17 protein-coding genes and 1 pseudogene are annotated in these 24,293 nt (G+C 71.9%); 8 read left to right on the top strand and 10 right to left on the bottom strand.

Translation table 11 applies throughout. The features are described 5' to 3' along the window. Positions 1-2: 2 nt before the first annotated feature. The 3 genes from F9278_RS43390 to F9278_RS43380 all read left to right on the top strand — a co-directional run bounded on the left by F9278_RS43390 (position 3) and on the right by F9278_RS43380 (position 5,870). A complete protein-coding gene (locus F9278_RS43390; protein ID WP_152173221.1) occupies positions 3-809 on the top strand; it encodes an HlyD family efflux transporter periplasmic adaptor subunit in 807 nt (268 codons plus the stop codon). Between the two features lie 68 nt (positions 810-877). Continuing rightward, the gene (locus tag F9278_RS43385) at positions 878-3,043 is read left to right on the top strand and encodes an NHLP family bacteriocin export ABC transporter peptidase/permease/ATPase subunit (protein ID WP_152174498.1); all 2,166 of its coding nucleotides are present in this window, start codon (positions 878-880) and stop codon (positions 3,041-3,043) included. A gap of 1 nt (position 3,044) precedes the next feature. Beyond that, on the top strand, positions 3,045-5,870 hold the full coding sequence (locus tag F9278_RS43380; protein ID WP_152173220.1) for an NHLP bacteriocin export ABC transporter permease/ATPase subunit: 2,826 nt from the start codon (positions 3,045-3,047) through the stop codon (positions 5,868-5,870). Between the two features lie 226 nt (positions 5,871-6,096). On the opposite strand, the gene F9278_RS43375 is transcribed toward F9278_RS43380, so the two are convergent. The 4 genes from F9278_RS43375 to F9278_RS43360 form a co-directional block, all read right to left on the bottom strand. Then, positions 6,097-7,278: an MDR family MFS transporter gene (locus F9278_RS43375; protein ID WP_226967387.1), complete on the bottom strand. Its 1,182-nt coding sequence runs from the start codon at positions 7,276-7,278 to the stop codon at positions 6,097-6,099. Between the two features lie 254 nt (positions 7,279-7,532). Further along, complete coding sequence (locus F9278_RS43370) at positions 7,533-9,002, bottom strand: ABC transporter permease subunit (RefSeq protein WP_226967386.1); 1,470 nt, start codon at positions 9,000-9,002, stop codon at positions 7,533-7,535. A gap of 299 nt (positions 9,003-9,301) precedes the next feature. After that, a complete protein-coding gene (locus F9278_RS43365; protein WP_152173218.1) occupies positions 9,302-10,795 on the bottom strand; it encodes an ABC transporter substrate-binding protein in 1,494 nt (497 codons plus the stop codon). 74 nt (positions 10,796-10,869) lie between these two features. After that, positions 10,870-11,424 (bottom strand): GNAT family N-acetyltransferase, encoded by a 555-nt coding sequence (locus tag F9278_RS43360; RefSeq protein WP_152173217.1) that lies wholly within the window; start codon positions 11,422-11,424, stop codon positions 10,870-10,872. A gap of 188 nt (positions 11,425-11,612) precedes the next feature. Between F9278_RS43360 and F9278_RS43355 the strand changes: the two genes are divergently transcribed. From F9278_RS43355 to F9278_RS43345, 3 genes are all read left to right on the top strand, one after another. Beyond that, a complete protein-coding gene (locus tag F9278_RS43355) occupies positions 11,613-12,635 on the top strand; it encodes a Ppx/GppA phosphatase family protein (protein WP_152173216.1) in 1,023 nt (340 codons plus the stop codon). A gap of 167 nt (positions 12,636-12,802) precedes the next feature. Beyond that, positions 12,803-13,285, top strand: coding sequence for an STAS domain-containing protein (locus F9278_RS43350; protein WP_152173215.1), 483 nt, complete (start codon positions 12,803-12,805; stop codon positions 13,283-13,285). Between the two features lie 98 nt (positions 13,286-13,383). Then, complete coding sequence (locus F9278_RS43345; protein ID WP_152173214.1) at positions 13,384-13,575, top strand: hypothetical protein; 192 nt, start codon at positions 13,384-13,386, stop codon at positions 13,573-13,575. Positions 13,576-13,610: 35 nt separating this feature from the next. Here F9278_RS43345 and F9278_RS43340 read toward each other — a convergent pair whose 3' ends face one another. Continuing rightward, positions 13,611-14,822: an RNA-guided endonuclease InsQ/TnpB family protein gene (locus F9278_RS43340; protein WP_152174496.1), complete on the bottom strand. Its 1,212-nt coding sequence runs from the start codon at positions 14,820-14,822 to the stop codon at positions 13,611-13,613. Positions 14,823-15,314: 492 nt separating this feature from the next. After that, complete coding sequence (locus F9278_RS43335) at positions 15,315-15,749, bottom strand: protease inhibitor (RefSeq protein WP_193241903.1); 435 nt, start codon at positions 15,747-15,749, stop codon at positions 15,315-15,317. 621 nt (positions 15,750-16,370) lie between these two features. On the opposite strand from F9278_RS43335, the pseudogene F9278_RS43330 reads away from it, so the two are divergent. Both F9278_RS43330 and F9278_RS43325 read left to right on the top strand, forming a co-directional pair. Beyond that, a pseudogene (locus F9278_RS43330) lies at positions 16,371-17,303 on the top strand (purine-cytosine permease family protein); the annotation flags it as partial. 118 nt (positions 17,304-17,421) lie between these two features. Then, entirely contained in the window at positions 17,422-18,597 is a 1,176-nt protein-coding gene (locus tag F9278_RS43325; protein ID WP_152173212.1) for an alpha-hydroxy-acid oxidizing protein, read from the top strand. A gap of 192 nt (positions 18,598-18,789) precedes the next feature. Here the strand turns inward: F9278_RS43325 and F9278_RS43320 are convergent, their stop codons facing one another. From F9278_RS43320 to F9278_RS43305, 4 genes are all read right to left on the bottom strand, one after another. Further along, positions 18,790-20,625 (bottom strand): RICIN domain-containing protein, encoded by a 1,836-nt coding sequence (locus F9278_RS43320; protein WP_152173211.1) that lies wholly within the window; start codon positions 20,623-20,625, stop codon positions 18,790-18,792. 553 nt (positions 20,626-21,178) lie between these two features. Continuing rightward, positions 21,179-21,556, bottom strand: a complete 378-nt coding sequence (locus tag F9278_RS43315) for a toxin Doc (RefSeq protein WP_152173210.1) — start codon at positions 21,554-21,556, stop codon at positions 21,179-21,181. Between the two features lie 3 nt (positions 21,557-21,559). Then, entirely contained in the window at positions 21,560-21,805 is a 246-nt protein-coding gene (locus F9278_RS43310; RefSeq protein WP_152173209.1) for a hypothetical protein, read from the bottom strand. Between the two features lie 83 nt (positions 21,806-21,888). Continuing rightward, complete coding sequence (locus F9278_RS43305) at positions 21,889-24,132, bottom strand: glycoside hydrolase family 9 protein (RefSeq protein WP_152173208.1); 2,244 nt, start codon at positions 24,130-24,132, stop codon at positions 21,889-21,891. Between the last annotated feature and the right edge of the window lie 161 nt (positions 24,133-24,293).

Genomic DNA, 24,293 nt, shown 5'->3' with positions numbered 1-24,293 from the left:
CCGTGCAGTTCCGCCAACAGGCCCTCGCCAAGCTCCAGTCACCGGAGGAACTCGATCTCCCGGTGCGCTTCGCCCGCCCGCAGGGCTGGCTGGTGCTGTCGGTGACGGTGGTCGCCATGGCCGCCGCGTCCGTGTGGGCCGTCACCGGTTCCGTCGCGTCCACGGTCAGCGCGCCGGCCGTCCTCACCCACGGCCAGGGCAGTTACATACTGCAGAGCCCGGTGGCCGGCCAGGTCACCGCCGTGCTCGCGAAACAGGGCGAGCGGCTGCCCGCCGAGGCCCCCGTCCTGAAGGTCGCCACCACCGACGGCGAGAAGGTCGTAAGGTCCGTCGCGGCCGGCCGGGTCTCCGCGCTCGCGGCCACGATCGGCCAGATCATCCAGACCGGCGCGAACGTCGCCGCAGTCGAGAAGGTCGCCGACGCCGACGACCCGCTGTACGCCACCGTGTACGTCCCCGCCGAGAACGCGGCCTCGATCCCCGAGGACGCCGCCGTGGACCTGACCGTGCAGTCGGCGCCCACCCAGCAGTACGGCGTGCTGCGCGGCCATGTGCAGAAGGTGGACCGCACCGCGCAGACCCCGCAGTCGATCGGCGCGTTCCTCGGGGACAGCCAGCTGGGCGAGCAGTTCACCAAGAAGGGCCGCCCGGTGGCCGTGACCGTACGGCTGGACCGGAAGGCGTCGACCGAGTCGGGCTACCGGTGGTCCTCGCAGGACGGGCCGCCGTTCGAGCTGACCTCCATGACCATGGCCACGGGTTCGATCCGGCTGGCCGACGAGCATCCGATCGATTGGCTGCTGCCGTGACCGCGCCCCAGGACACCGTCCCGCCGCCCGTACGCGGCAGACGCAAGGCCGCCCCGCAGAAGCGCCCGGTGCCCAAGGCCAGGCGGAGGACGGTCCGTACGCCGACCGTGCTGCAGATGGAGGCCGTGGAGTGCGGCGCCGCCTCCCTCGCCATGGTCCTCGGCCACTACGGGCGGCACATCCCGCTGGAGGAGCTGCGGATCGCCTGCGGTGTCTCCCGGGACGGCTCGCGCGCCAGCAATCTGCTGAAGGCGGCCCGCAGTTACGGCCTCACCGCCAAGGGCATGCAGATGGACGTGGCCGCCCTCGCCGAGGTGAAGGCACCGGCGGTCCTGTTCTGGGAGTTCAACCACTACGTCGTCTACGACGGCATGGGCCGCCGCCTCGGCCGGCGCGGCGTCCACATCAACGACCCGGGCAAGGGCCGCCGGTTCGTGCCGATGGAGGACTTCGACGCGAGCTTCACCGGGGTCGTCCTCGTCATGGAGCCCGGCGACGGTTTCGAGAAGGGCGGGCGCAGGCCCGGTGTCCTCGGTGCCATGCCCGCCCGGATGCGCGGCACCGCGGGCACCCTGCCCGCCGCCGTCCTCGCCAGTCTGCTGCTGGTGGCGGTCGGCGCGGCGGTGCCCGCGCTGAGCCGCACCTATATCGACATGTTCCTGATCGGCGGCCAGACCTCCCTGCTGGGTGTGCTGTTCACGTCGATGGGCGCCTGCGTCCTGCTGACGGTCCTGCTGACCTGGCTGCAACAGGCGAATCTGCTGCGCGGACGCCTGATCTCCTCCACTCTCTCCAGCGCCCGCTTCCTGCGCCATCTGCTCCGCCTGCCCGTCACCTTCTTCTCCCAGCGCAGCCCCGCCGACCTGGTCCAGCGGCTCCAGTCCAACGACGCGGTCGCCGAGACCCTGGCCCGCGATCTCGCGGCGGCCGGCGTGGACGCGGTCGTGGTCGTCCTCTACGCCGTGCTCCTCTACACGTACGACCCGCAGCTCACCTTCGTCGGCATCGGGGTGGCGCTGCTGAACGTGGTGGCGATGCGGGTGGTGATCCGGCTGCGCGCGACCCGTACGGCGAAGCTGCGCGCCGACAACGCCCGGCTCACCAACACGGCGTACACCGGCCTCCAGTTGATCGAGACAATGAAGGCGACCGGCGGCGAGGAGGGCTACTTCCGCAAGTGGGCCGGGCAGCACGCCACCACGCTGGAGGAGCAGCAGCGGCTCGGGGTGCCGAGCGCCTGGCTGGGGGTCGTCGCCCCGACCCTCGCCACGCTCAACAGCGCGCTGATCCTCTGGATCGGCGGGATGCGCGCGGTCGAGGGCCATATATCCGTCGGTCTGCTGGTCGCGTTCCAGGCGCTGGTCACCCGGTTCACCGCACCGATCACCCGCCTCAACGGGGTCGCGGGCCGTATCCAGGACTTCGCGGCCGACGTGGCCCGGCTCAAGGACGTGGAGAACTTCCGGGCGGACCCGCTGTACGCCCGCCCGGACGCCGGTGAGTCCACCCGCCGCCTCCAGGGCCATGTCGAGCTGGAGAACATCACCTTCGGCTACAGCCCCCTCGACAAGCCCCTGCTCACCGGCTTCGACCTCACCGTCGGCCCGGGGCAGCAGGTGGCGCTGGTCGGCGGCTCGGGCAGCGGCAAGTCGACGGTGTCCAGGCTGATCTCGGGCCTGTACTCGCCCTGGGAGGGCGTGATCCGTATCGACGGCCGCCGGCTGGAGGACATCCCCCGGGGCGCGCTCGCCGCCTCGGTCTCCTTCGTCGACCAGGAGGTGTTCCTCTTCGAGGGCACGGTCCGCGACAACGTGGCCCTGTGGGATCCGTCGATCTCGGAGGAGGCCGTGGTGGAGGCGCTGCGGGACGCGGCCCTGTACGACATGGTGACGCGCCGACCCGGCGGGATCAACAGCCGGGTCGAGCAGGACGGCCGGAACTTCTCCGGCGGTCAGCGGCAACGCCTGGAGATCGCGCGGGCGTTGGTCCGCAGGCCCAGCATCCTGGTCCTCGACGAGGTGACCAGCGCGCTGGACGCGGAGACCGAGCTGACCGTCATGGACAACCTCCGCAAGCGCGGCTGCGCGTGTGTGGTGATCGCCCACCGGCTCTCCACGGTCCGCGACAGCGACGAGATCGTCGTCCTGCAGCACGGCACGATCGTGGAACGCGGACGGCACGAGGAGCTGGTGGCACGCGGCGGCGCGTACGCCCAGCTGGTCAGGGAGCGCTGAGATGACGACGTCCGTATCCGAGGGCGGCGACCTCGTCCTCGGCGCGCTCGGCGCCATGGGCACCCCCCTCGACCGCGCCGGCCACACCCGCCTCGACCTCGAAGGCCCGCAGACGCTGTGGCTGGTGGCCTCCGGCGCCCTGGACCTGTTCGCGGTCGACGCCGTCGAGCAGGGCCACTGGCACCATCTGGGCCGTCTGGAGGCGGGCGCGCTGCTGCTCGGCCCGGTCGCCGGGCCCCAGCACACCCTGGTCGCCCGCCCGCTCCGCGACTGCGTGGTCCGGCGCATCGGGCTGCGCGAGCTGTACCAGCAGGTGAACACCGAGACCTGGTCGTACGACGAATGGGGCAATCCCCAGCTCGTACCCCCGCAGACCAGCCCCCTCGAATACGCCCTCGCCCTCGGCGTCGGCCGGGGCCTGTCGATCCTCTTCCAGGCGCCGATGGCCACCGAGCAGGCCGCCGCGCCCACCGACGACGACGTGTTCTGGATGCGGGTGCCGCCCGGCAGCGTCCAGTACGGCTCGCTGTACGGCGCGGAGGCGGCGGCCGATCTGCTGATGGACCCGGGGGTCTGGCAGAGCATGGTCGACCAGCAGTTCCGGCTGCTGGCCACGCTGGACCGCTGGATCGAGCAGCTGGAGCGCACCCACGAGGACCGTACGGCCGCCGGGATCAAGGCCGGTGAGGCGGTGCGCGCCCAGGCCGACCGCACGCTGCTCGCGTCCATCGGCAAGCCCTCCGCGAACCGGCGGACGACGGCCGCCGACGCGGACGCCACGTACGCGGCCTGCAAGCTCGTCGCCCGGACGGCCGGGATCACCCTCTCCGAGCCCGCGCAGAGCGGCACCGAGAGCGACCGCCTCGACCCGGTGGAGCGCATCGCGCTCGCCTCCCGGGTGCGGGTCCGTGCCGTACGCCTCGGCGGGAGCTGGTGGCGGGAGAACGTGGGCCCGCTGGTCGGGCACCGGGCCCTGTCCGGGGCGCCGGTGGCGCTGCTGTGGCGGCGCGGCGGCTATGTGGCCGTACAGCCGTCGTCCGGCCGGGAGACACCGATCGAGAAGGCGAACGCGGCGGAGTTCGAGCCGCGCGCGGTGATGTTCTACCGGCCGTTGCCCGAACGGGTGTTGAGCCCACTGCGGCTGATGCGGTTCAGCCTGCACGGCACGCGCGGCGACACGACGGGGCTGCTGCTCAGCGGTCTGGTGACGGTCCTGCTCGGCTCGCTCGTGCCCCTCGCGACGGGCAGGGTCCTCGGCGAGTTCGTGCCGAAGGCGCAGGAGAACCTGATCGTGCGGGTCTGCCTGGCGATCATGCTCGCCAGCGTGGTCTCGGCCGCGTTCCTCCTCCTCCAGAACCTGACGATCCTCCGGTTGGAGGGCCGTATCGAGGCGACCCTCCAACCGGCGGTCTGGGACCGTCTGTTGCGCCTCCCCACCGCCTTCTTCGCGTCCCGTTCGACCGGCGAACTGGCGAGCGCGGCGATGGGCATCAGCGCGATCCGCCGCACCCTGGCCGGGGTCGGTCCGGTGGTCGCCCAGTCGGTGACCGTGGGCGCGGTGAACCTCGGTCTGCTGCTCTGGTACAGCGTGCCCATGGCCCTGGCGGCGATCGGCATGCTGGTGATCGTGGCCACGGTGTTCCTGGGCCTCGGTCTCTGGCAGGTCCGCTGGCAGCGCCGCCTGGTCGTGCTGAGCAACAAGCTCAACAACCAGGCCTTCCAGACCCTGCGGGGCCTGCCGAAGCTGCGGGTGGCCGCCGCCGAGAACTACGCCTACGCCGCCTGGGCGGGCGAGTTCGCGCGCAGCCGGGAACTGCAGCAGAAGGTCGGCGGCATCAAGAACCTCAACACGGTGCTGGGCGCGGTGTATCTCCCGCTCTGCACCCTGCTGATGTTCATGCTGCTGGCGGGCCCGGCACGCGGCTCGATGTCGGCGGCGGAGTTCCTCACCTTCAACACCTCGGTGACGATGCTGCTGACGTCGGTCACCCAGCTGACGGGCGCGTTCGTGTCGGCGGTGGCGGTGTTGCCGTTGTTCGAGGAGATCAAGCCGGTGCTGGAGGCGACACCGGAGGTGCGTACGGCGAGCACACGCCCGGGTGTCCTCTCCGGCGCGCTGGAGGCCCGCAGGCTCTCCTTCCGCTACGCGGACGACGGCCCGCTGGTGCTGGACGACGTGTCCTTCGACATCGGGTCGGGCGAGTTCGTGGCGATCGTCGGCCCGAGCGGCTGCGGCAAGTCCACGCTGCTGCGTCTGCTGATCGGCTTCGACAAGCCGGTCTCCGGGAGCGTGCTCTACGACGGTCAGGACCTCGGCGCCCTCGACCAGTCCGCCGTGCGCCGGCAGTGCGGTGTCGTGCTCCAGCACGCGCAGCCGTTCACCGGCTCCATCCTGGACGTCATCTGCGGCACCGAGCCGTTCACGCCCGAGGAGGCGATGGCGGCGGCCTCGATGGCGGGCCTCGCCGAGGACATCCAGCGGATGCCGATGGGGCTGCACACCATCGTCCAGGGCAACGGCGCGATCTCCGGCGGGCAGCGCCAACGCCTGATGATCGCGCAGGCGTTGATCCGCCGCCCCCGTCTCCTCTTCTTCGACGAGGCCACGAGCGCGCTGGACAACGAGACGCAGCGGACGGTGATCGAGAGCACGCGCGCGCTGAACGCGACGCGGGTCGTGATCGCGCATCGCCTTTCCACGGTCATGGACGCGGATCGGGTGGTGGTGATGGAGGACGGCAAGGTGGCGGAGGTGGGAGCCCCGGCCGAGCTTCTCGCCAACCCGGCGGGGCGCCTGCACGAGCTGGTACGCCGCCAGATGTCCTGAGCCGCGCGGAAGAACTCGGAGAGCGAGGGTTCCGTGGCGGGTGCGGGTGCGTGGGGGCTTCTCGCCGCAGTTCCCCGCGCCCCTAAGAACAACGGCCCCTGCGGGCCGTTCAAAAAGCACGGGGCGCAGCCCCTGCTTTTTCAGGGGCGCGGGGAACTGCGCGACCGGCCCCCACCGGACCCGCACCCGACAACGCACCCCCCAGGGAGGGCCCGCGGGGGCGAGACTAAGGTCGCGCAGGACTGCGACGCGGCAGCAGCAAGATCGCCCCCACCGGAACCACCGCGAGCACCGCCCAAGGCACCACCCCCGACACCCCGGCATCCATCAGCGCCCCGGCCCCCGCACTACCCCCCAGCACGATCAGCCCGGAGACGGACGACATCGCCCCGGTATAGAGCCCCAACCGCCCCTCGACCGCAAGATCCGGCACCCACGCCCGCGCAGCCGGCGCCACCAGCATCTGCCCCACCGTCAGCAACACCACGAACCCGGCGGCGGGCAACAACCCCGCGTTCCCGGTCCACCCGGCCGGCAACGCCACGGCCACCACCAGGAACCCACCGGCGATCAGCAGCAACCCCACCGCCATGGACCGCCGCAGATCCAGCCGCTCCGCCACCCACCGCGTGACCGGCAGCTGCGCGGTCACCACCAGCAGCGAGGACAGCCCGAACAGCCAGGCCAACGCCGTCTGCGACCCCGTGGCCCGCTCCACCTCGTCGGGGAGGAGCAGATACAGCTGGTTGTACGCCAACAGGTACGCGCCGTAGGCGCAGCACAGCGCCAGGAACCGCCGATTGCGCAGCAGCCCGCCGAGCCCGCCCTTGACCCCGACCCGCTCCCGCCCGGGTATGTGCTGCGGCAGCAGCCACGCGTGTCCGGCGAGCACGAGCACGAAGACCCCGGCGCCCGCGAGACACACCACCCGGAAGTCCACGGCCAGCAGCAACGCGCCGATCAGCGGCCCGACGAACGCGCCGGCCTGTCCCGCCACCGTGAACAGCGCGAGGACGCTCGTCCGGGGCCCGCCGCCGGACTCCTCCCAGACCACGGCCTGGCGGGCGACCTCCGACTCGACGGCGGGCGAGAACAGGGCCGCCGCGAAGCCGATCAGGAGGACCGACCCGATGACCGACCAGTCCGCGTCGGCGTAGCCGAGCCAGGCGAACCCGGCGATCCGCAGCACACATCCCACCAGCACCACGGGCCGGACGCCGTAGCGGTCGGCCAGCGCGCCGCCCACCACGAACAGACCCTGCTGGCTGAAGGTCCGCAGTCCGAGCACGAAGCCGACCATCCAGCCGGCCATGCCGATCGCCGTGCCGAGGTGCTCGGCGAGGAACGGCAGCACGGCGAAGAATCCGACGTTGAAGGCGAGTTGGGTGAGGATCAGCAGCCGAAGCAGCGGATTGAGCCTCGCCCAGGTACCGCGCCGAGAGGTCTCGGCCGGGCCACCTTCGGCCGCTCCGTCCGCTCCGGCCGCTCCGTCCGCTCCGGCCGCGGTCCGTGGTCCGGGCACCGTGCTCTTCGCCTTCGCCTGCTTCTCGGACACGTCGTCCACCGCTCGCTTCTCCCGGCCCTCGCTCGTCGTCTGTTCCTCGGCCGGATGCCCGGCCGGTCGCCGCCGAGGCGGCCTCGTCGGTTCGTCCACGGGCCCGGTCAACCCGTCTCGCCGACGGTCGCGGCGACAGCCGGCTTCGGCTGTCGTGCTCCGTCGGCGAACGGCGAACGCGGCCACCGCACCCCGCCCGCCGCCGTGACCGCGAGGGCGCCCAGGAGGGCGAGGGCGGTGGCGGGGGCGAGGACGGCCCAGGGGGCGCGTTCGGCGTAGGGCTGGTTCTCGGCGAGGAGGAGGCCCCATTCCGGGTCCGGTGGCTGTGCGCCGAGGCCGAGGAAGCCGAGGGCGGTGAGGGCGAGGGCCACGCCGGGCAGCCGGAGGAGGGCGTGCCGGGCGACGGGAGGCAGCACGGCGGGGAGCAGTTCGCGGCGGAGCAGGTACGTGTTGTCCGCGCCGAGTCCCTTGGTGGCCGTGATGTGTGTCGTGGCCCGTTCCTGTTCGAGGAGGGCGGTGGTGTGCGCGGCGAGCGGTACCCAGGCGACGGCGGCGACGGCCAGCGCGGGGGTCGCCGCGCCGCTGCCTGCGACCCCGGCGACGAGCAGACCGGCGAGGACCGGGGGGATGGCGTTGACGGTGTCGACGAGGGGCCCGGAGAAACGGGGCAGCAGTCCGAGCAGCAGGCCCGCCAGCAGTGCCGCGGCGCTGATCGTGACGGCCAGGGCGAGGGTGGTGAACGCCCCGTGGCCGATGCGGGCGAGGAGGTCGCGGCCGAGGGCGTCGGTGCCCAGCGGGTGGGCCCAGGACGGGGATCGGAGCCGGGCGCCGGTGTCCAGGGCGAGCGGGTCGCGGGTCAGGCCGAGCGCGACGACCGCGAGGAGCAGCGTGCCGTAGAGCAGGGGGGTGCGGCGGGGCACGGGCGGCTTCGGGCGGTGCAGGGAGTGGAGCGCGCCGTCGCGGAGGGCCGGGCCGATGAGGAGGCGGGCGGCGAGCCGGGCGAGGGCGCCGGTGACGGCGGCCAGCAGGACCAGGGCGAGGGTGCCGGCCTGGAGGACGGGCAGGTCCTGGGCGATGGCTGCCTGGAGGGTGGTGCGGCCGAGGCCGGGTATGTCGAAGATCTGCTCGACGGTGACGGCGCCGCCGGTGAGGCCGACCACGAACAGGCCGAGGTTGGGCAGCAGTCCGGGTATGCAGCGGCGTACGGCCTGGCGGGCGGTGGCCCGCCCGGGTATGCCGCGGGCGGCGGCGGCCAGCGCCCAGGGTTCGGCGAAGGCGCCGGGCAGCAGGTCGTCGAGCATCCGGCCGAGGAGCGCGCCCGCGGGCAGCCCGAGGGCGAGGGCGGGCAGCACCATCCACTGCGGCCCGTACCAGCCGAGCGCGGGCAGCCAGCCGAGGTGTACGCCGACGACGACGGCGAGCACGGAGGCGGTGAGGAACTCGGGCAGCGCGGCGAGCATCGCGGCCAGGCTGCCGCCGCCTCGGCGGTCGTCGAGGCGGCGGTGCGCGCCGAGCCACAGGGTGCGGGCGCAGACGGCCGCGGCCGTTGCCGCCGCGACGACGAGCGCGGCGGCCATCAGCAGCACGGAGACGCCGAGGGCGTGGACGACGGACGGGGTGACCTCGGAGCCGGAGATCCACGACCGGCCCGCGTCACCGCGCGCCAGCCCGCCGAACCACTCCCCGAGGAGCTTCAACGGGCCGGCGTCGAGGCCGAGTTCGTCCCGTACGGCCGCCAGGACCTCGGGGGTGGGGTCGCGTTCGGCGGAGCGTGCCTTGAGGACGGTGAGCGCCGGGTCGGTGCGCGACAGCCACGGCAGGAGGCCGATGCCGCACAGCAGCGCGGCGGCGAGCAGGGCCCGCCAGAGTGCCCGTATCAGCGCCGGGTCCCCGTTCCTACCAGCGTGCGCTCGTACGGGTCGAGGATCACGCCCTGGACGGAGTCGGCGACGCCGGTGATGATCTTCTGGTGGACCAGCGGGACGGTGGCGTCGGTGCCGAGGATGGCCGCCTCGGCGTTCATGGCTGCCTGCTGCCGCTTCACGGTGTCGGACTCCTTCGCGGCGGCGGCGACGGCCTGGTCGACCTTCTTGTCGCAGAGCAGGGCGAGGTTGTAGCTGCCGTCACAGGTGAAGTCGCTGGCCATGATGGAGACGGGGTCTCCGGTGTCGAGCAGGGAGTTGCGGGCGCCGACGATCGCGTCGAACTTGCCGGCGAGGGCGTCGCTCTCCAGCCGTGAGTACTCGCGGACCTCCAGCTTCACCTCGAACCCGGCCTTCTGGAGCTGCTGTTGCAGCACCTGGGCGACCTCGGGCAGTTCGGGCCGGTTGTCGTAGGTGGCGATGGTGATCGAGGTGCCGTCGGCGTCGGCGGCCCTCGCGCGGCCGGTCGGCTCGACGCGCTTGCCCGCCGCCCAGGTCACGGCGGGTCCGAAGATGCCCACGCCGGCGTCGGCGTAGCCCTCGTAGACGTCCTTGGCGAGGACGGAGCCGTCGACGGCCTCGCGGGCGGCGGCCCGGAGCTTCGGGTCCTTGAACGCGCCGGTCCTGGTGTTGAGCAGGAGGCTGGTGGTGCGGGTGGTGGCCGTCTCGCGCCGGGCGCCCTTGTCGAGGGTGGGCGCCTGTGACACGGGGACGGCCTCGGCCATGTCGACCTGGTCGGTGCGCAGGGCGTTGGTGCGGGCGGAGCCGTCGGCGATGAACTTGGCGTCGATGCCGCTGGCCTGGGCGCGCCCGCCCCAGTAGCCGTCGAAGCGGTCCAGGGTGGCGGCGGTGGTGCCGGTGACCTTGGTGACCTCGAACGGGCCGGTGGCCGTGCCGACCGGGTTCACGCGCTTGCCGCCGTAGGCCTTGGCGGACAGGATCGCGAGGCCGGGGCTGGTGAGCCGCAGCGGCAGGGCGGGGTCCGGGTCCTCGGTGGTGACGCGCACCTGGCGGTCGTCCTTCGCCTTGGCGGTGAGCTCGATGCCGGAGAGCGCGGCGGTGACGGGCTCGGCCTCGGTGGCCTCGGTGAGGGCGGCGGCGACGGTGGCCGGGGTGACGTCCGTGCCGTCCTGGAACGTGGCCTCGCGCAAGGTGAAAAGCCAGTTCCGGTCGTTCTCACGGGTCCAGGACTCGGCGAGCGCGGGGGCCGCGACACCGTTGGCGTCGAGCTTGGTGAGGCCCTCGGTGACCCCGAGCCTGCTGAGGAGGGTGGCGTCGGCGCCGTAGGGGGAGAAGTTCTCGGCGGGCGGGAACGCGAGGGCCACGCGCAGCCGGGAGCCGTCGGCCGACTTGCCGTCGGAGGTCTCTCCGTTCGAGGCGAAGCAGCCGGTCAGCACGGGAGCGAGGAGCAGGCCGGCGACGACGCGACGGCGGCGGGGAGGGCGCATGGTCCTTGGTTCTCTGTGAGGGACAGGGGGGGTGTGGTCGGTGGCGCGCGACACACCCTACATGAGAATGATTATCATCTGACTGGTGAGGGGTGGGCGTGCTGCGGCACCGGGACCTCGAAGTGCACGACACGTTCCCCGCCCTGCTCGCGCTCGTCGCACACCACCATGCCCTGGGAGCGCCAGAAGTCCTCGGCGCCGGGCACCGCGGGGTCGGTGTGCAGATAGACGGAGCGGTAACCGCCGTCGGCCGCCGCGAAGTCCAGCAGGTCGGCGACCATCCGGCGGGCCAGTCCGCGCCGCCGGTGCTCGGCACGCACATAGACGCGGCGCAGCTGCGCGGTCCCCCCGGAGGGGTAACGCTCCGCCAGCCAGCGGGGGTTGGGGGGATGGGCCGGACCCCGGGAGTCCAGCGCGCCGGTGGCGACGACCACACCGTCCCGCCGGTCGACGGCGACCAGGAGGACATGCCGCTCGGGGGCGACGTACGCGCCGTGGAGGTCGATGATGTCGCCGTGCCAGCGCGGCACATAGCCGGTGCCGAAGTCCCGGTAGACGGTGTCGAGCATCACCGTCCGGGCACCGTCGAGGTCGTCGGGGCCTGCCACCCTGATGTCGTAGTACTGCACCTGCACATCATAAGCAATAAGTCTGATCATTCGACCGGCCGGTCGACCGGCCCGCTTCGCCGGGGTGGTTCGCCGGGGTCCACCGGGGTCGTGGACTACAGCGCGCGGGCGGCCGGTATACGACCGTGCGCCACCGACCGCCGTGCGATATACGCGTGTTGGCGCGCACACCGGGTACTCCGTCGGTCATGCGGATGAGCGTGGTGGATGTGGGATCGAACACCGTTCGGCTCGTGGTGGCGGACGCCGAGGGGGGTGTACCGCTGCCGGTGCACACCGCCAAGTGGCGCCTGCGGTTGTCCGAACAGGTGACACACGGGGGCGAGGTGCCCGACGAGTCCGTACGGCGGTTGTGCGACGCGGTCGCCGCGGCGGCGCGCACGGCGGAGAGATGGGGGGCGTCGACGCCGCTGGCGTTCGCGACCGCCGTGGTGCGGTCCGCGCCGAACTGCCGGGAGGTGCTGCGGACCGTGCGCGCGGAGACCGGGATACCGATCTGCACCCTGCCCGGCGAGGTGGAGGCCGAGCTGACCTTCCTCGGGGCGCGGCGATGGATGGGCTGGCGGTCGGGTCCGCTCGCGCTGCTGGACATCGGGGGCGGCTCGCTGGAGGTGGCGTTCGGCCGGGGCCGGCTGCCGGACTTCGTGGCCTCGCTGCCGCTGGGCGCCAACCGGCTGACCCATGAGTTCTTCCAGGGGCAGGACCCGCCGTCGCCGGACAGCGTCAAGGCGCTGCGGCGCAAGGTCCGCCATCAGCTCCGGGACGTCTCCGCGCGCATCCGCTGGGAGGGGCCCCGCACCGCCGTGGCCACCTCGCGCACCTTCCAGCAGCTCTCCCGGCTGTGCGGATCGGCGCCGGGCCGTCACGGGCCGTTCGTGGAGCGGGAGTTGCGGTGCGCGGATCTGGGCCTCGCCGTCAGCCGCCTCGCCACCCTCCCCGCGGCCGAGCGGTCCGCCCTGCCGGGCATCTCCGCGCCGCGGGCGAACCAGAGCCTCGCCGGGGCGCTGGTCGGGCACACCACGATGAAGCTCACCGGTCTGAAGTCCGTGACGATCTGCCCGTGGGCGATCCGCGAGGGCGTCCTGCTGCGGCACATCGAGGACGGCCCGGCCTGGTGGGCGGAGGTGACGCGGGACATCGAGGACACCGGGCCGGCCGGCGGGAGCCCACCGGGCGCCGTGCCCCTGCGCATCGCCGCGCCGGCCCACTGAACCGAGCACTCCGGCTCGCCCATCCAGCACCATGTCAAGAGACAGCCCGGAATTTCACCTTTTCGAGTGTCGTGGATCTTGCGCCGGGCGCGAAAGGGATGGCCGGCCGCACGCCGGGGTAGCTAACGGGATCGAATGCGCCCTACCCCTGACAAGGCGGAGCCGCCATGACTCCGGACGCCCATGACCGCACCGCCCCTCGGCCCGAGGACGCGGCCACCGGAACCGGGTCCCGGTCCGGATCCGGACCGGTGGCGGAGAACCCGTACGCCCGCACCCGCCGGACCGGCCCGTTCACCGTGATCGAGGTCTCGGGGGAGATCGACATGGCGTCGGCGGATCTCGTGGCCGAGCATCTGACGGCCGCCGTCGACGGGTCCGCCGAGCCGGATCTCCTCGTCGACCTGCGCCATGTCGCCTTCTTCGACTGCTCGGGGCTGCGCGTGCTGTGCCGCGCGGAGGCCGCGGCCAGGGCGCGCGGCGGCCGGCTGCGCCTGGTGTCCGACCAGCCCCGGATGCGGCGACTGCTGCGCGCCGCCCGGCTGCTGGGCCGTTTCCCGCCGCTCCCGGATCTTCCGCCCGCCGCTCCGCCGACTCCCCCGCCATCGGGCCCGCCGCCCCTGCCTCCGCGAGGGCCAAGTCTCAAGTAGCAGTTGAATGAAACGATTGAAGGACCTGCGGCAGGCGCACAGCCGTTCCGGCGACACCGGGACGGAATCCGAGCGACACGGAAGTGGAGACGCGCGAAGTGAAGTTCCTTCTCGAAGTCGACCTGGACAGCACGGACTGGGACGAGGGCACCACCGTCCAGGAGTTGGAGCGCATCCTGCGCTACTGGGGCGGCAATCTCCGGCACTGCGAGATCACCCCCGGGGACGGTCAGCCCCTGTACGACTCCGGCCATCAGGAGGTCGGACGCTGGACCGTCACCACCGATTGACTCCTCCCCTCCCTGAAGGGAAGGGGATTCCTGGCTCAGGCCGCCTCCTGGAGCAGCGCTCCAGGAGGTCTTCCGCCATCAGCACCAGACGGGTTGAGACCAGCCCGGACGAGCATGACGCGTGCGGAGTTCTTGTCCCGTGGGGACACGTTTCCGCACGCGGTGCAGGTGTAGGTGCGCTCACCCAGCGGCAGTGCGTGCTTGGCTCTCGCGTCGCACTGCGCGCAGTCCATCGTGGTGTGCGCGGGGTGGACGAGGCGGATGTCCCGCCCGTGTTTGCGGCCCATCTCGATCAGATCGGCCTTGGTGGCGCCGATGGCGGCGTCGGCGGCCTTGCGGGCCATGGTGGACTTGGCCAGGAACTTCGGGCGGAAGTCCTCGACGGCGATGGCGTCGTGGTCGGTCACGACGCGTTTGGCCCACTTGCGGGCGGTATCCTGGCGCTGCCTGGCGACCTTCTTGTGCGCCTTCGCCCGCAGTTTCTTCGCCTCGCGGTAGCCCTTCGACCCGGGCTTGCCCTTGTTCGGCCTGCGGCGGGCCATCATCCGGTCGTACCGGGTCAGCTGCGCCTTCGCCTTCCTGCCGTGCCCGGCGTGGGGCAGGTCGTGCGCGTCTGACGTGGTGGTCGCGGTCTCCCTCACGCCCCAGTCGACGCCGAGTACACGGCCGGTCTCCGGCAGGGGCTGGACCTGGGCGGGGACGACGAACGAGCCGTGCCAGTGCCCGAGGCTGTCCTGGTACACGCGCACCGAGGACGGCTCGGCGGGCAGGTCCCGTGACCACACCACTGTCAGGACGATGCCGCCCGCCAGGTGCAGCCGGCCGTCCTTCAACCGGAACCCGCGCCGCGTGTAGTTGAGGGTCGCCAGCGCCTCGCGCTTCTGCTTGTACGTGGGCATCCCCGCCCGGCGCGTCATGGGCAGGCGCGCTTCAATGTCCTTGTGCGCTATGGCGCGGGAGCGGCCGAAGTCGCGGATGACCTGCTGCTGGACAACCGAGGAGCCCGCACGCAGCCACGGCGTACGGGCGCGGGCCTCGGTCAGCATCCGGTCGAGCTGAGCCGGGCCGCACGTGGCCTTCTCGCCGGTGGCCTTGTTGTGCAGGTGTACGGCCCTGGACTTGGCGACGCATTCGTTCCACAGCCAGCGGCAGCGGTCCCACTCCGCCGCCAGCGCGGTGCGGGCAGTGGACGACACACGCAGCCGGTACGTGTACCGGGCATGCCCGGCCTCCGCAGCCGCCGTCACCCGCGTCGTCTCGCCCCCCCTCACGGCCCCCTCACGGCCCCCGGCCGGGACACCGTGCCGTCCCGAACCCTGCGAAGGACCATACGTACGACAGCCGCACAAACGCACCCGATCCCCCAGCCACCACCCCGACCAGCGACCACAGGAACACACGTTCGCATCACCTCGCGATGCCGACAGCGGTACGGGCGCTCCGCGCCCTGAACAGGATGCGGCGACGCTCCGCGTCGCGACTCCCCGATGCGATTCCTCCCCGGCGTGAACGCCGGGGCCTCCTCGCAAGAAACAGGTGAACGCCCGAAGGCCCCCGGCAGTTGATGCCGGGGGCCGGCCCTCGGCCCCACTCCGCTCGGCCGGCCCCCGGACGGGGATCGCATGGCACACCGCGACAGGGCTCGCGCTCCCCAGCCACGGGCCCTCGCTCATCACTCACGGGGCCACGCGACCCCGGCCTGTTCGGCCGCCACAAGGCGGCCTCGTCTCAGGGAACGCTCAGAAGGCGTACAGGACGCTCGCGCCCGAGTCCTTCAGACACTCGTTGGCGAAGACGCGCTCGTACGCGATGCGCTTGCCCTGCCAGACACCGTGCACGGTGACGGTCACCGGGTCGTACTGCTTGCTGCACATCGCCCCGGCTCTGCCGCTCAGCGCGTCGAAGTCGCCGCCGCTGTCGCGGAGTTCGGCGCAGGCGTCGAAGGGCGCCGGGTGTGTGCCGGAGGCCTTGGGCGCACAGGTCAGGGTGACCGCGCGCTCGGGGGTGACGGTGGCCGGGTTCTCGCCGTGCCCCACGGTCAGGACCAGGGCCGAGGGGGCGTAGAGCCCGGTCACGGAGGGCTCGGGAGCGGCGAACGCGGACCCCGTGAGGGGACCGCAGACGGCGGTGGCCGCCAGGGTGAGAGTCGCTGCCAGGCGCGCGGTCTTCGGCATGGTGTGCATCCTTCCGCTCTGCGGGAGTGCCCGGACGGCCCCGTCACATCGGTCGCGTGTACGAAGCCGGCCCGGACGGTGCCGGATCGGCGAGCGCGAGTCTGCCGGGTCCTGGGGCGGAACACACATCCACCCCACAGGTTTCAGTAACTTTGAGTATTGAATCAGTGGCTAGAAGTTACAGGAGTCGACCTCGTGAACCCTGATTCTGAGCGGTTCCCGATCGCCCCATGATCACGAATGGCCGGATCTCCATGGCTGAGCAATCGGCCTGAAACATTCCGCTTCCCCTGCGCGATGGTGGACGATTCATCCACTCCGACCCCGGAAAATGGACGAAGCACCCCCTGGTGTCCACTCGACGGGCGCCCTTACCGTCGCCTCACCCCCTGAGGACGGCTTCCGCTCCTGTCGCCCACCCGGCGGCACACCGGCCCCCTCCCGCCCCTCGCGCCACGACACGCACCGCCGCCGGTCCCCCGCCGGAGCCTCCATGCCCGAGACGTCCCCGACCACCGCACCCTCCCCGCCGACCCGCCCGCGCCCCCGTCCCTCACGGAGGTCGAGGCGCACGGCGTCGAGCGCATCCCCGACGCGGACCGCACCGCGAAACCGCTGGACCTGTTCCGGCCGGCGTTCGGCGGCGCGGCGCTGATCGTGCTGTCGAACCCGGTGTCCTTCGGCGCGTTCCTCGGCGACTGGTCGCGCTACATCCCGGCGAGCACCCCGCGCCGCAAGGTGATCGGGGCCGCGTTCCTCTCCCAGATCGCGACGCTGCTGCCGTTCCTGTTCGGGCTGACGACCGCGAGCATCATCGCGGCGAAGGCCCCGGAGTACGTCGATCCGGCGGCCCCCGACTTCGTCGGCGGGCTGCTGGCGATCTCGCCGGGCTGGTTCTTCCTGCCGTTGTGTCTGATCGCGCTGATCGGCGGCATGTCGACCGGTACGACGGCGCTGTACGGCACCGGCCTGGACTTCTCGTCGGTGTTCCCCCGGCTGAGCCGGGTGCGGGCGACGGTGTTCGTGGGCGCGCTGTCGATCGCGTTCATCTTCGTCGGCCGTTTCGGCCTCGACCTCGTCCAGTCCATCCCCACCTTCGCCACGATGATCATCACCTGTACCACGCCGTGGATGGCCGTGATGATCCTGGGCTTCTGGACCCGGCGCGGCTGGTACGACCCCGAGGCCCGCCAGGTCTTCAACCGCCGTCAGCGCGGCGGACGGTACTGGTTCGCGCACGGCTGGAACTGGCGCGGGATGACCGCGTGGTGGGTCTCGGCGCTGCTCGGTGTGCTCTTCACCAACATCCCCGGCCAGTTCGTGGGCCCGCTCGGCGACCTGGCGGGCGGCGTCGACATCAGCCTCCCGCTCTCCCTGGTCGTGTCGGCGGTCCTGTTCCTCACCCTGCTCCGTCTGTTCCCCGAACCACGCGCGGTGTACGGCCCCGAGGGCGCCCGGCTGGTCCGTACGGCCGATGTGCCGGTACCGCCGATCACCGGGCCGGGGGCGCCGACGGACACACCGGCGCCGGCCCTGGCCACGGACGGCGGCTGAGGACCCCGGCCCCTCTTCCGGCCGATCACGCGCGCACGACGGTGGACTGTGCCCGCCCGGCTCGTCAGGATCGTCGGCGACGCGGCGTGTTCTCGACGGCGAGGGGCAGGACGGACGAATGGCCAAGCACTGGGCGGACTTCCAGTACGAGATCTACCTGGGCGGGATGGGCGGCGCGGTGCCCCGGCTGCCCACCGATCTGACCCGGCTGGAGGAGCTGGCCGAACACCGGCTCGGTGCGGGGCCCGTCGGCTATGTGGCGGGCGGCGCCGGGGACGGCGGCACGGCCCGCGCGAACCGGGCCGCGCTGGCAAGGCACCGCATCGTGCCCCGGCTGCTCCGGGACGTCGGCGAACGCGATCTGTCCGTCGAGGTGTTGGGCCGTTCGCTGCCCGCGCCGGTCGCGCTCGCCCCGGTCGGTGTGCTCTCGATCGTGCACCCGGAGGCGGAGTCGGCGGCGGCACGGGCAGCCGCCGCGCAGGGCGTGCCGTACATCCTGTCCTCGGCGTCCAGTACGCCCATGGAGCAGATCGCGGAGGTGCTGGGCGACGCGGAGCGCTGGTTCCAGCTGTACTGGGCGAAGGACCGCGAGGTCACCCGGAGCTTCCTGGAACGGGCCAGGAACTCCGGGTACTCCGTGCTCGTCGTCACCCTCGACACCCCGCTGCTGGGCTGGCGGCCACGCGATCTGGAGCGGGCGTACCTTCCGTTCCTGCACGGTGTCGGCACCGCCAACTACTTCTCCGACCCGGCGTTCCTGGCGGGGCTCGCGAAGCCGGTGCACGAGGATCCGAACGCGGCCGTGCTGCACTTCGCGGGCATGTTCGGGGACCCGGGGAAGACCTGGCCGGATCTGGCGTTCCTGCGCGAACACTGGGACGGGCCGATCGTGTTGAAGGGGATCCAGCATCCGGACGACGCCCGGCTCGCGGCGGACGCGGGGATGGACGGGGTGGTCGTGTCCAACCACGGGGGACGGCAGGTGGCCGGGGCGGTGGGGGCCGCCGATGTGCTGCCGGGGGTCGTGCGGGCCGTGGGAGATCGGCTGGCGGTGCTGTTCGACAGCGGGGTGCGCAGCGGGGACGACGTGTTCAAGGCGCTGGCGCTCGGGGCCCGTGCGGTGCTGCTGGGGCGGCCGTACGTCTACGGCCTCGCCCTCGACGGCCAGGCCGGCGTCGAACACGTCATCCGCTGCCTGCTGGCCGAACTCGACCTCACGCTCGCCCTGTCGGGACACCGGACGCCGGCGTCGGTGGGCCGCGACAGCCTGTACGCCGGCGACGGCGACGCGTGACGGCCTGACAGGTGGGTGGTCGGGTGCGGTCCGGTGGGGCTTCTCGCGCGGTTCCCCGCGCCCCTGAAAAAGCGGGGGCTGCGCCCCCCTGCTTTTTCGGGCCGAAGAGCACGGGGCGCAGCCCCGGCTCTTCAGGGGCGCGGGGAACCGCGCGACCAGTCCCCACCTACCCGCACCCGACCACGCACCCCGCTACAGGCCCAGGTTCGTCAAAAGGCCCGCCACGTCGAGGGACGTCAGCGGCAGTTCCGGCTCCTCCTCGGCCACTTCCTCTGATTCGTCCCCCACGGAGAGGATCGAACCCCTCTGTTCCGCCTCAGCCTCGGGGGTCACCTCCGGCTGGGGGGAGCTGGACTTCTCCGGGCCGGGGGCCGGAGAGGCTCCGTCGGTCTCCGGCTCCGGCTTGCGGGAGACCGGTTCCGTCTCCGGCGTGGGCGCCTCGGAGCCGGAGACGGAGAGGGACTCGGGGCTGGCGGTCACACCGTCGGTGAGCCAGCGCTGGGTGGTGGAGTTGTCCCGGACCTTGACGACGACGTCCGCGTCGGGCTCCCTGGCGACGGGGGCCATGGCGAGCCCCTCGCCCCACCGGGGCAGCAACTCGCCCTGGACGGTGAAGTCGTAGCGCACGTCGTCCCCGCGCTCGGAGTCCTCGTCGGCGCACTTGCCGAGGACGACGACTCCGGCGTCGACCTGGGAGTCCAGGCAGAGTTCGGGGTTGGCGACGCTGCGGAGCAGACCGTCCTCCTCGTAGGACCACTTCTGGGTCCAGCCGGAGTCGCACTCGGCGAGTTCGGTCGAGGCGCCCTTGACGGCCTTGCCGCCCTGGATGTCGATGCACAGGTCGGCGGCCTGGTTGCGCAGCCGCGTCTGCTGGGGTGCCGTGGGCCGTCCGGCCGAGGCGGGCGGGGTCGGTGAAGCCGTGTCGGTGGTGGTGTCGTTGCCGGTGTCCGGCGCGGTGGCGACGCCCCCGGTGGCGCTGGTGGAGGCGGTCGGGTCGGCGCCGCTGCCGTCGTCGGAGAGGAACGCGGCGCCCAGGATGGCCGCGAGCAGGGCGCCCGAGGAGACGCCGACGGTGATCAGGGCTCGGGGGTTGCGCGCTCCGGCGGTGATCCGGCGGCGCTGCGCGGGGATCTGGGAGAGCAGACGGTGCCGGCCGCCGCTCCCCGGGCGTCTCGAACTCGCCTTCTGCGGCATCCGGCCGGGCCGGGAGTCGAGATAGCGCCGGGCGCCCCAGCCGAGCACGGCCTCGGCGATGACGCCGCCGAGTCCGCCCTCGAAATGGCTGAGCTGCTCGGCGGCGTAACGGCAGTAGCGGCACTCCAGCAGATGCTGCTGGACATCCGGCAGCAGGGCGCCGCCGCGGCGAATCGGTACGTCCAGCAGCCGGTTGTAGAAGCGGCAGTCCTTGGACGGCGCGAGTTCCCGATGCGCGCGGACGCAGCCCTCGCGGAATTTGTCGCGCGCCTGCTCCAGGGTGGCCACCGCGCTGTCCGTGTCAAGCCCCAGCAGACCGGTGGGTATGGTTATCGTTTCGGCTTCTACTTCGGTGTGCCACAGCAGGCACTGGGCTACCGCCGGCAGGGCCTGGAAAGAGCGCTCGACGAGCTTGCGATTTTCGGGCGTCATGGACTTCGCCGCCCGCATCCCGCGTCCGCCGGCGGGCTTCCTCAGGTCGGGCAGCACACCGGAGACGCCCCCTTCCGCGGACCATTCCTTGACGGTGTCGCGCGCGGCCACCAGCAGTCGGGGCCGCAGCGCGACGCCCGACTCCCCCCGCATCAGCCCGTCGAGCACCCGGTGGAAGGCGGTCGCGGTCACCATCGAGGCAACCTGGGACTGGGTCGCGAGGCAGATGACGGCGTAGTCGTACGTCGGCTGCCAGTGCCGTGCCATCAGCAGGGCCACGGGGTCGCCTGTGCTGCCTTCCGGCCAGCCGCGCAGCCGGGCGGCGAGAGTCTCGTCGGACTCTCCGGGCACCGGACCGGGAGCGGGCGGATAGGTCGGGCGAGGAGGGTGGGGGGTGTGCACAGAGCGGGTTCCTTCCAAGGCGCAAGATGGCACACGGAGTTGTGGCCGCCGAAAAGGGCCCTGGATTGGTGCGTACCTTTTTGGCGGGCGCCGGGAAAGCGGTCGGGGGCCGAACCGCACGATGACCGTCTTCCTTGAGCCTTTTGGGCCCTTCGGCGACCGGAAGAGCCAAATAGCCTTTCCGGCCGGGCCATTGCCCATGCGCAGGAAGTTCACCCTTGCACAAGTTACTCATGGCTAACAAGGCACTTGGGCAACATCCGCATCACTAAAAGCAGGTCAGATGACCGGTATCAATGCTTCCGCTTCGCAGAACGAAGCCTTCCGCTTCCCGATCGCTCAAGGCTTCAAGCACCCCGTGTGAACCGTACGCACACCCTGGTGTCCCGCGCACGCTCCCGTCGCGCCGAGGGTTCGTTGTTCACTGAGGGCGGCCACCTCGGAAGGCCCCGCGCGGAACGGCGGCTCTCCCGCGCGAAACGGGCCGCCGACCTTGATCCTCCCGCCCTCGGTCGGTGGCCCCCGGGGGGGCGGGCCCACCGTTTTCGGCCAGTCAGATCTGCCAGGACCGCAGCCGGTCCGCCGCCCCGTAGACATCGGTCGTCCCGGAGAGCAGATCGCGCGCGAGATCCACGAGCGCCCCGTACGGCGGGTCGATGCCGACACCGCTGACGAACATGTACGCCACCGCCGTCGCGCAGGCGAAACGGGCGTTGGCGGCCGGCAGGGGCTTGAGCACCGCGAGGGTGTGCAGCAGCGCGGCGGCCCGCCAGGCCGGGTCGGAGTCGACACCGAGGCGCGGCGGGTCCACGCGGTGCCGGGCGACGGCGGCGACGAGCGCGGAGAAGTCGTTGATGGTGGGCTGCTCGGGCATGACCTCTTCATGCCGCTGGAGCAGCCAGGGCACGTCGATATGGATGACGGATGCCATCGGTCAGACGGCCCGCCCCTTCACCTTGGCGGCGGGTTCGTCGTCCGGGAACGCGGCGGCGAACTCGTCGGCGTGCGCGGTGAAGAAGCGGCGGAACGCCTCCGCGCCCTCCTTGAGCGCCCGGTGTCGCACTATGTCGGCCGCGGCGGCCTCGCGCACGAGCGCCTTCATCGACGTACCGCGCTCCTTGGCTATCTGCCGCAGGTCCTCTAGCTCGCGGTCGCTGAACTCCACATTCAGAGCTGGCATGGTCCAACGGTACCGCGCGGGTACTTACCCGTAAATAGTCGCAGGTCACGGGGTGTACCGCGCGGTACCGACGGGTGCGGGAATCAGATCTGGTCCGCCACGAACGACGCCATACGGGCCAGCGCCGCGTTCCAGTTGATCGTGTGTTCGTTGGTCGACCAGGACTGGATGTCGTCGATGTAGCAGAACTGGCCGACGCAGCCCTGGAGTTTGCTCTGTGCGTAGGGGTCCTGGATGGAGGAGTTCGGGCCGCCGGCGAGGGTGCCGACCGGCGGGTTGGGCTGGTTCGGGTCGAGCTGGTGGGCGTACCAGCGGCTGTGCTGGTTGCGGGCGTCGACCTCGCCGTATCCGGTGACGTAGGAGATGTTCAGGGCGTTGCGGCCGAAGAGGTAGTCCATGCTCTGCAGCGCGCCCTCGCGGTACTTCGACGCCCCGCTGATGTCGTACGCCGTGGCGATGACGACCGCGTTGTTGAGGATCTGGTGGTTGGAGCCCCAGTCGTAGAGGTTGCCGCCCGGTGCGTACGGCATGCCGTACGGGTGGGCCTTGAGGGTGGCCAGGTAGCTGTCGGCGGCCTTGATCACGGACTGGCGGACCTTGTCGCGGCCGGGCAGTTTGCTCGGCACGGTCGCGAGGTCGAGGCGTCCCGCGGCGGCGGTGCGGGCCCAGTCGAAGCCGACGGGGCCGAAGATGTCGGCGGTGTGCACGGGTGAGGCGAGGACGTACTCCTGGAAGGCCTTCTCACCGGTGGTCAGATAGAGCTGGGCCGCCGCCCAGTAGAACTCGTCGGTGACGTTGTTGTCGGAGTAGGTGCCGCCGCCGACGCCGTCGCTCTCGGAGGCGTACACGGCCGGGTGCTCCTTGGCCGCCGTCCAGGCCGTGCGGGCCGCGGTGAGGGCCTTGGCGGCGAAGGCGGGGTCGTGGGGGCGGTAGAGGCGGGCCGCCTGGGCGGCGGTCGCGGCCAGGTTCAGGGTGGCGGCGGTGCTCGGCGGGTGCAGTTCGCGCTTCTGCGGGTCGTCGGCGGGCATCAGGGGCAGGCCGGTCCACTGCTCGTCATGGATCTTGTGGTGGGCCATGCCCGCGAGCGGCTTGCCCTGCGGCACCTGCATCCGCAGCAGGAAGTCCAGCTCCCAGCGCACCTCGTCGAGGAGGTCGGGGACCTTGTTGCCGCTCTCCGGGATGTCGAGCGAGCCGTCGCCGAGCTTCCCGGACTTCCCGGTGCGGGCGTACAGGTCGCGCTCGTAGGTGCTCAGCACCTCCCAGGTGGAGATGCCGCCGTTGACGACGTACTTGCCGTGGTCGCCGGCGTCGTACCAGCCGCCGGTCACATCGAGCCGGTAGTCGCAGACACCGGGCTGGCAGGGCACATTTCCGTCGCCCTGGTTGGGCGCGACGTCGACATGGCCCGCGGCGCGGCCGTAGCCGGGGCGCAGGTCGTCGCTGATCGGGGTGCCGCTGCGCTGGGTGTAGTAGTACTTCAGCGAGTCGAGCCGGAGGCGCTCGTAGGCGGCCGGGTCGATGTCGAACGGGCGGCTGGTCTCGCCGTCCACGACCAGCGTGAGACCGGTGCCGCGCTTACGGTACGCGCCGAAGTCGAGCGAGTGGACGTTCTGCCCGGAGGAGGCGTCGAGGCCTCGCGGGACGGTCTGCCCGTGCGCGACCACCGCGCCGGAGGAACTCCTCAGCTGCCAGGGCAGTTTCGCCGTGGCGTCGGTGACCAGCGTGGCGTTCTTCGGCCCGGCGGGCAGATAGGCGACCTGGTTGACGCGCACCCGGGGCCCGGTGTCGGGTTCGTACACCTCCGGCGGCACGCCGCCGAGCAGTGAGATGTCGTCCATGCAGAAGGTGAACGGGTTGGCGTTGCCGCCCACTTGGAAGCCGACCTGGCCCTGTGCGGTGTCGACGGGCGAGGTGAAGGTGTAGGAGTACGAGTCGCCCGAGACGTTCAGCTGCGGGCTGACCTCGAAGTAGGTGTCGTACGGGGCCACCGACAGACCGACGATCGCCCGCAGGATGTTGCCCTGGGGTGTGCCGGAGGCGGAGAAGCTGAACCGGTACGACTCGCCCTTGACGAGGGTGATGTCGTTCTGGCCGACGGCGGCGTCCCAGCGGTTGGTGGTGCCGCCGGGGATCTCGGCGCACAGGCGGCCGTCGGTGAGGCCGGCGGTGACATTGCCGGTCGTCCACCAGGGGGCGGTGGTGGTGTCGAAGCCGCCGTTCTCGACCTGTTCGACCTCCTCGGCCTGGGCCGGGCCGGTGGGCAGCGCGGTGAGCGCCGCCGCCAGGAGGCCCGTCAGGGCGAGCAGGGTGGTTCTGCGTCGTTTCACGTCTGGCTCCTCGGGGAGGTGGGGGCTGGCGTGATGTGGGAGCGCTCCCAGGCAGGGATGTCGGTCATGCTGTTAGAGACATGACAGCCCGTCAACGGTCCGGACAGGACTGGTTTCCCGCGCGCTGTCCGCCGGGGGTCCAGTCCGGTGTCCAGTCCGGT

The sequence above is a fragment of the Streptomyces phaeolivaceus genome (genome assembly GCF_009184865.1).
Taxonomy (GTDB): domain Bacteria; phylum Actinomycetota; class Actinomycetes; order Streptomycetales; family Streptomycetaceae; genus Streptomyces; species Streptomyces phaeolivaceus.
The sequence above is the reverse complement of the archived record's forward strand: the minus strand, read 5'-3'. Positions and strand labels throughout refer to the sequence as shown.

Coding starts and splice junctions, on each gene's coding strand:
- F9278_RS43380 (WP_152173220.1), top strand. CDS start 3,045: ATGACGACGTCCGTATCCGAGGGCGGCGACCTCGTCCTCGGCGCGCTC.
- F9278_RS43370 (WP_226967386.1), bottom strand. CDS start 9,002: ATGGCCGCCGCGCTCGTCGTCGCGGCGGCAACGGCCGCGGCCGTCTGC.
- F9278_RS43365 (WP_152173218.1), bottom strand. CDS start 10,795: ATGCGCCCTCCCCGCCGCCGTCGCGTCGTCGCCGGCCTGCTCCTCGCT.
- F9278_RS43355 (WP_152173216.1), top strand. CDS start 11,613: ATGCGGATGAGCGTGGTGGATGTGGGATCGAACACCGTTCGGCTCGTG.
- F9278_RS43350 (WP_152173215.1), top strand. CDS start 12,803: ATGACTCCGGACGCCCATGACCGCACCGCCCCTCGGCCCGAGGACGCG.
- F9278_RS43335 (WP_193241903.1), bottom strand. CDS start 15,749: ATGCCGAAGACCGCGCGCCTGGCAGCGACTCTCACCCTGGCGGCCACC.
- F9278_RS43325 (WP_152173212.1), top strand. CDS start 17,422: ATGGCCAAGCACTGGGCGGACTTCCAGTACGAGATCTACCTGGGCGGG.
- F9278_RS43315 (WP_152173210.1), bottom strand. CDS start 21,556: ATGGCATCCGTCATCCATATCGACGTGCCCTGGCTGCTCCAGCGGCAT.
- F9278_RS43310 (WP_152173209.1), bottom strand. CDS start 21,805: ATGCCAGCTCTGAATGTGGAGTTCAGCGACCGCGAGCTAGAGGACCTG.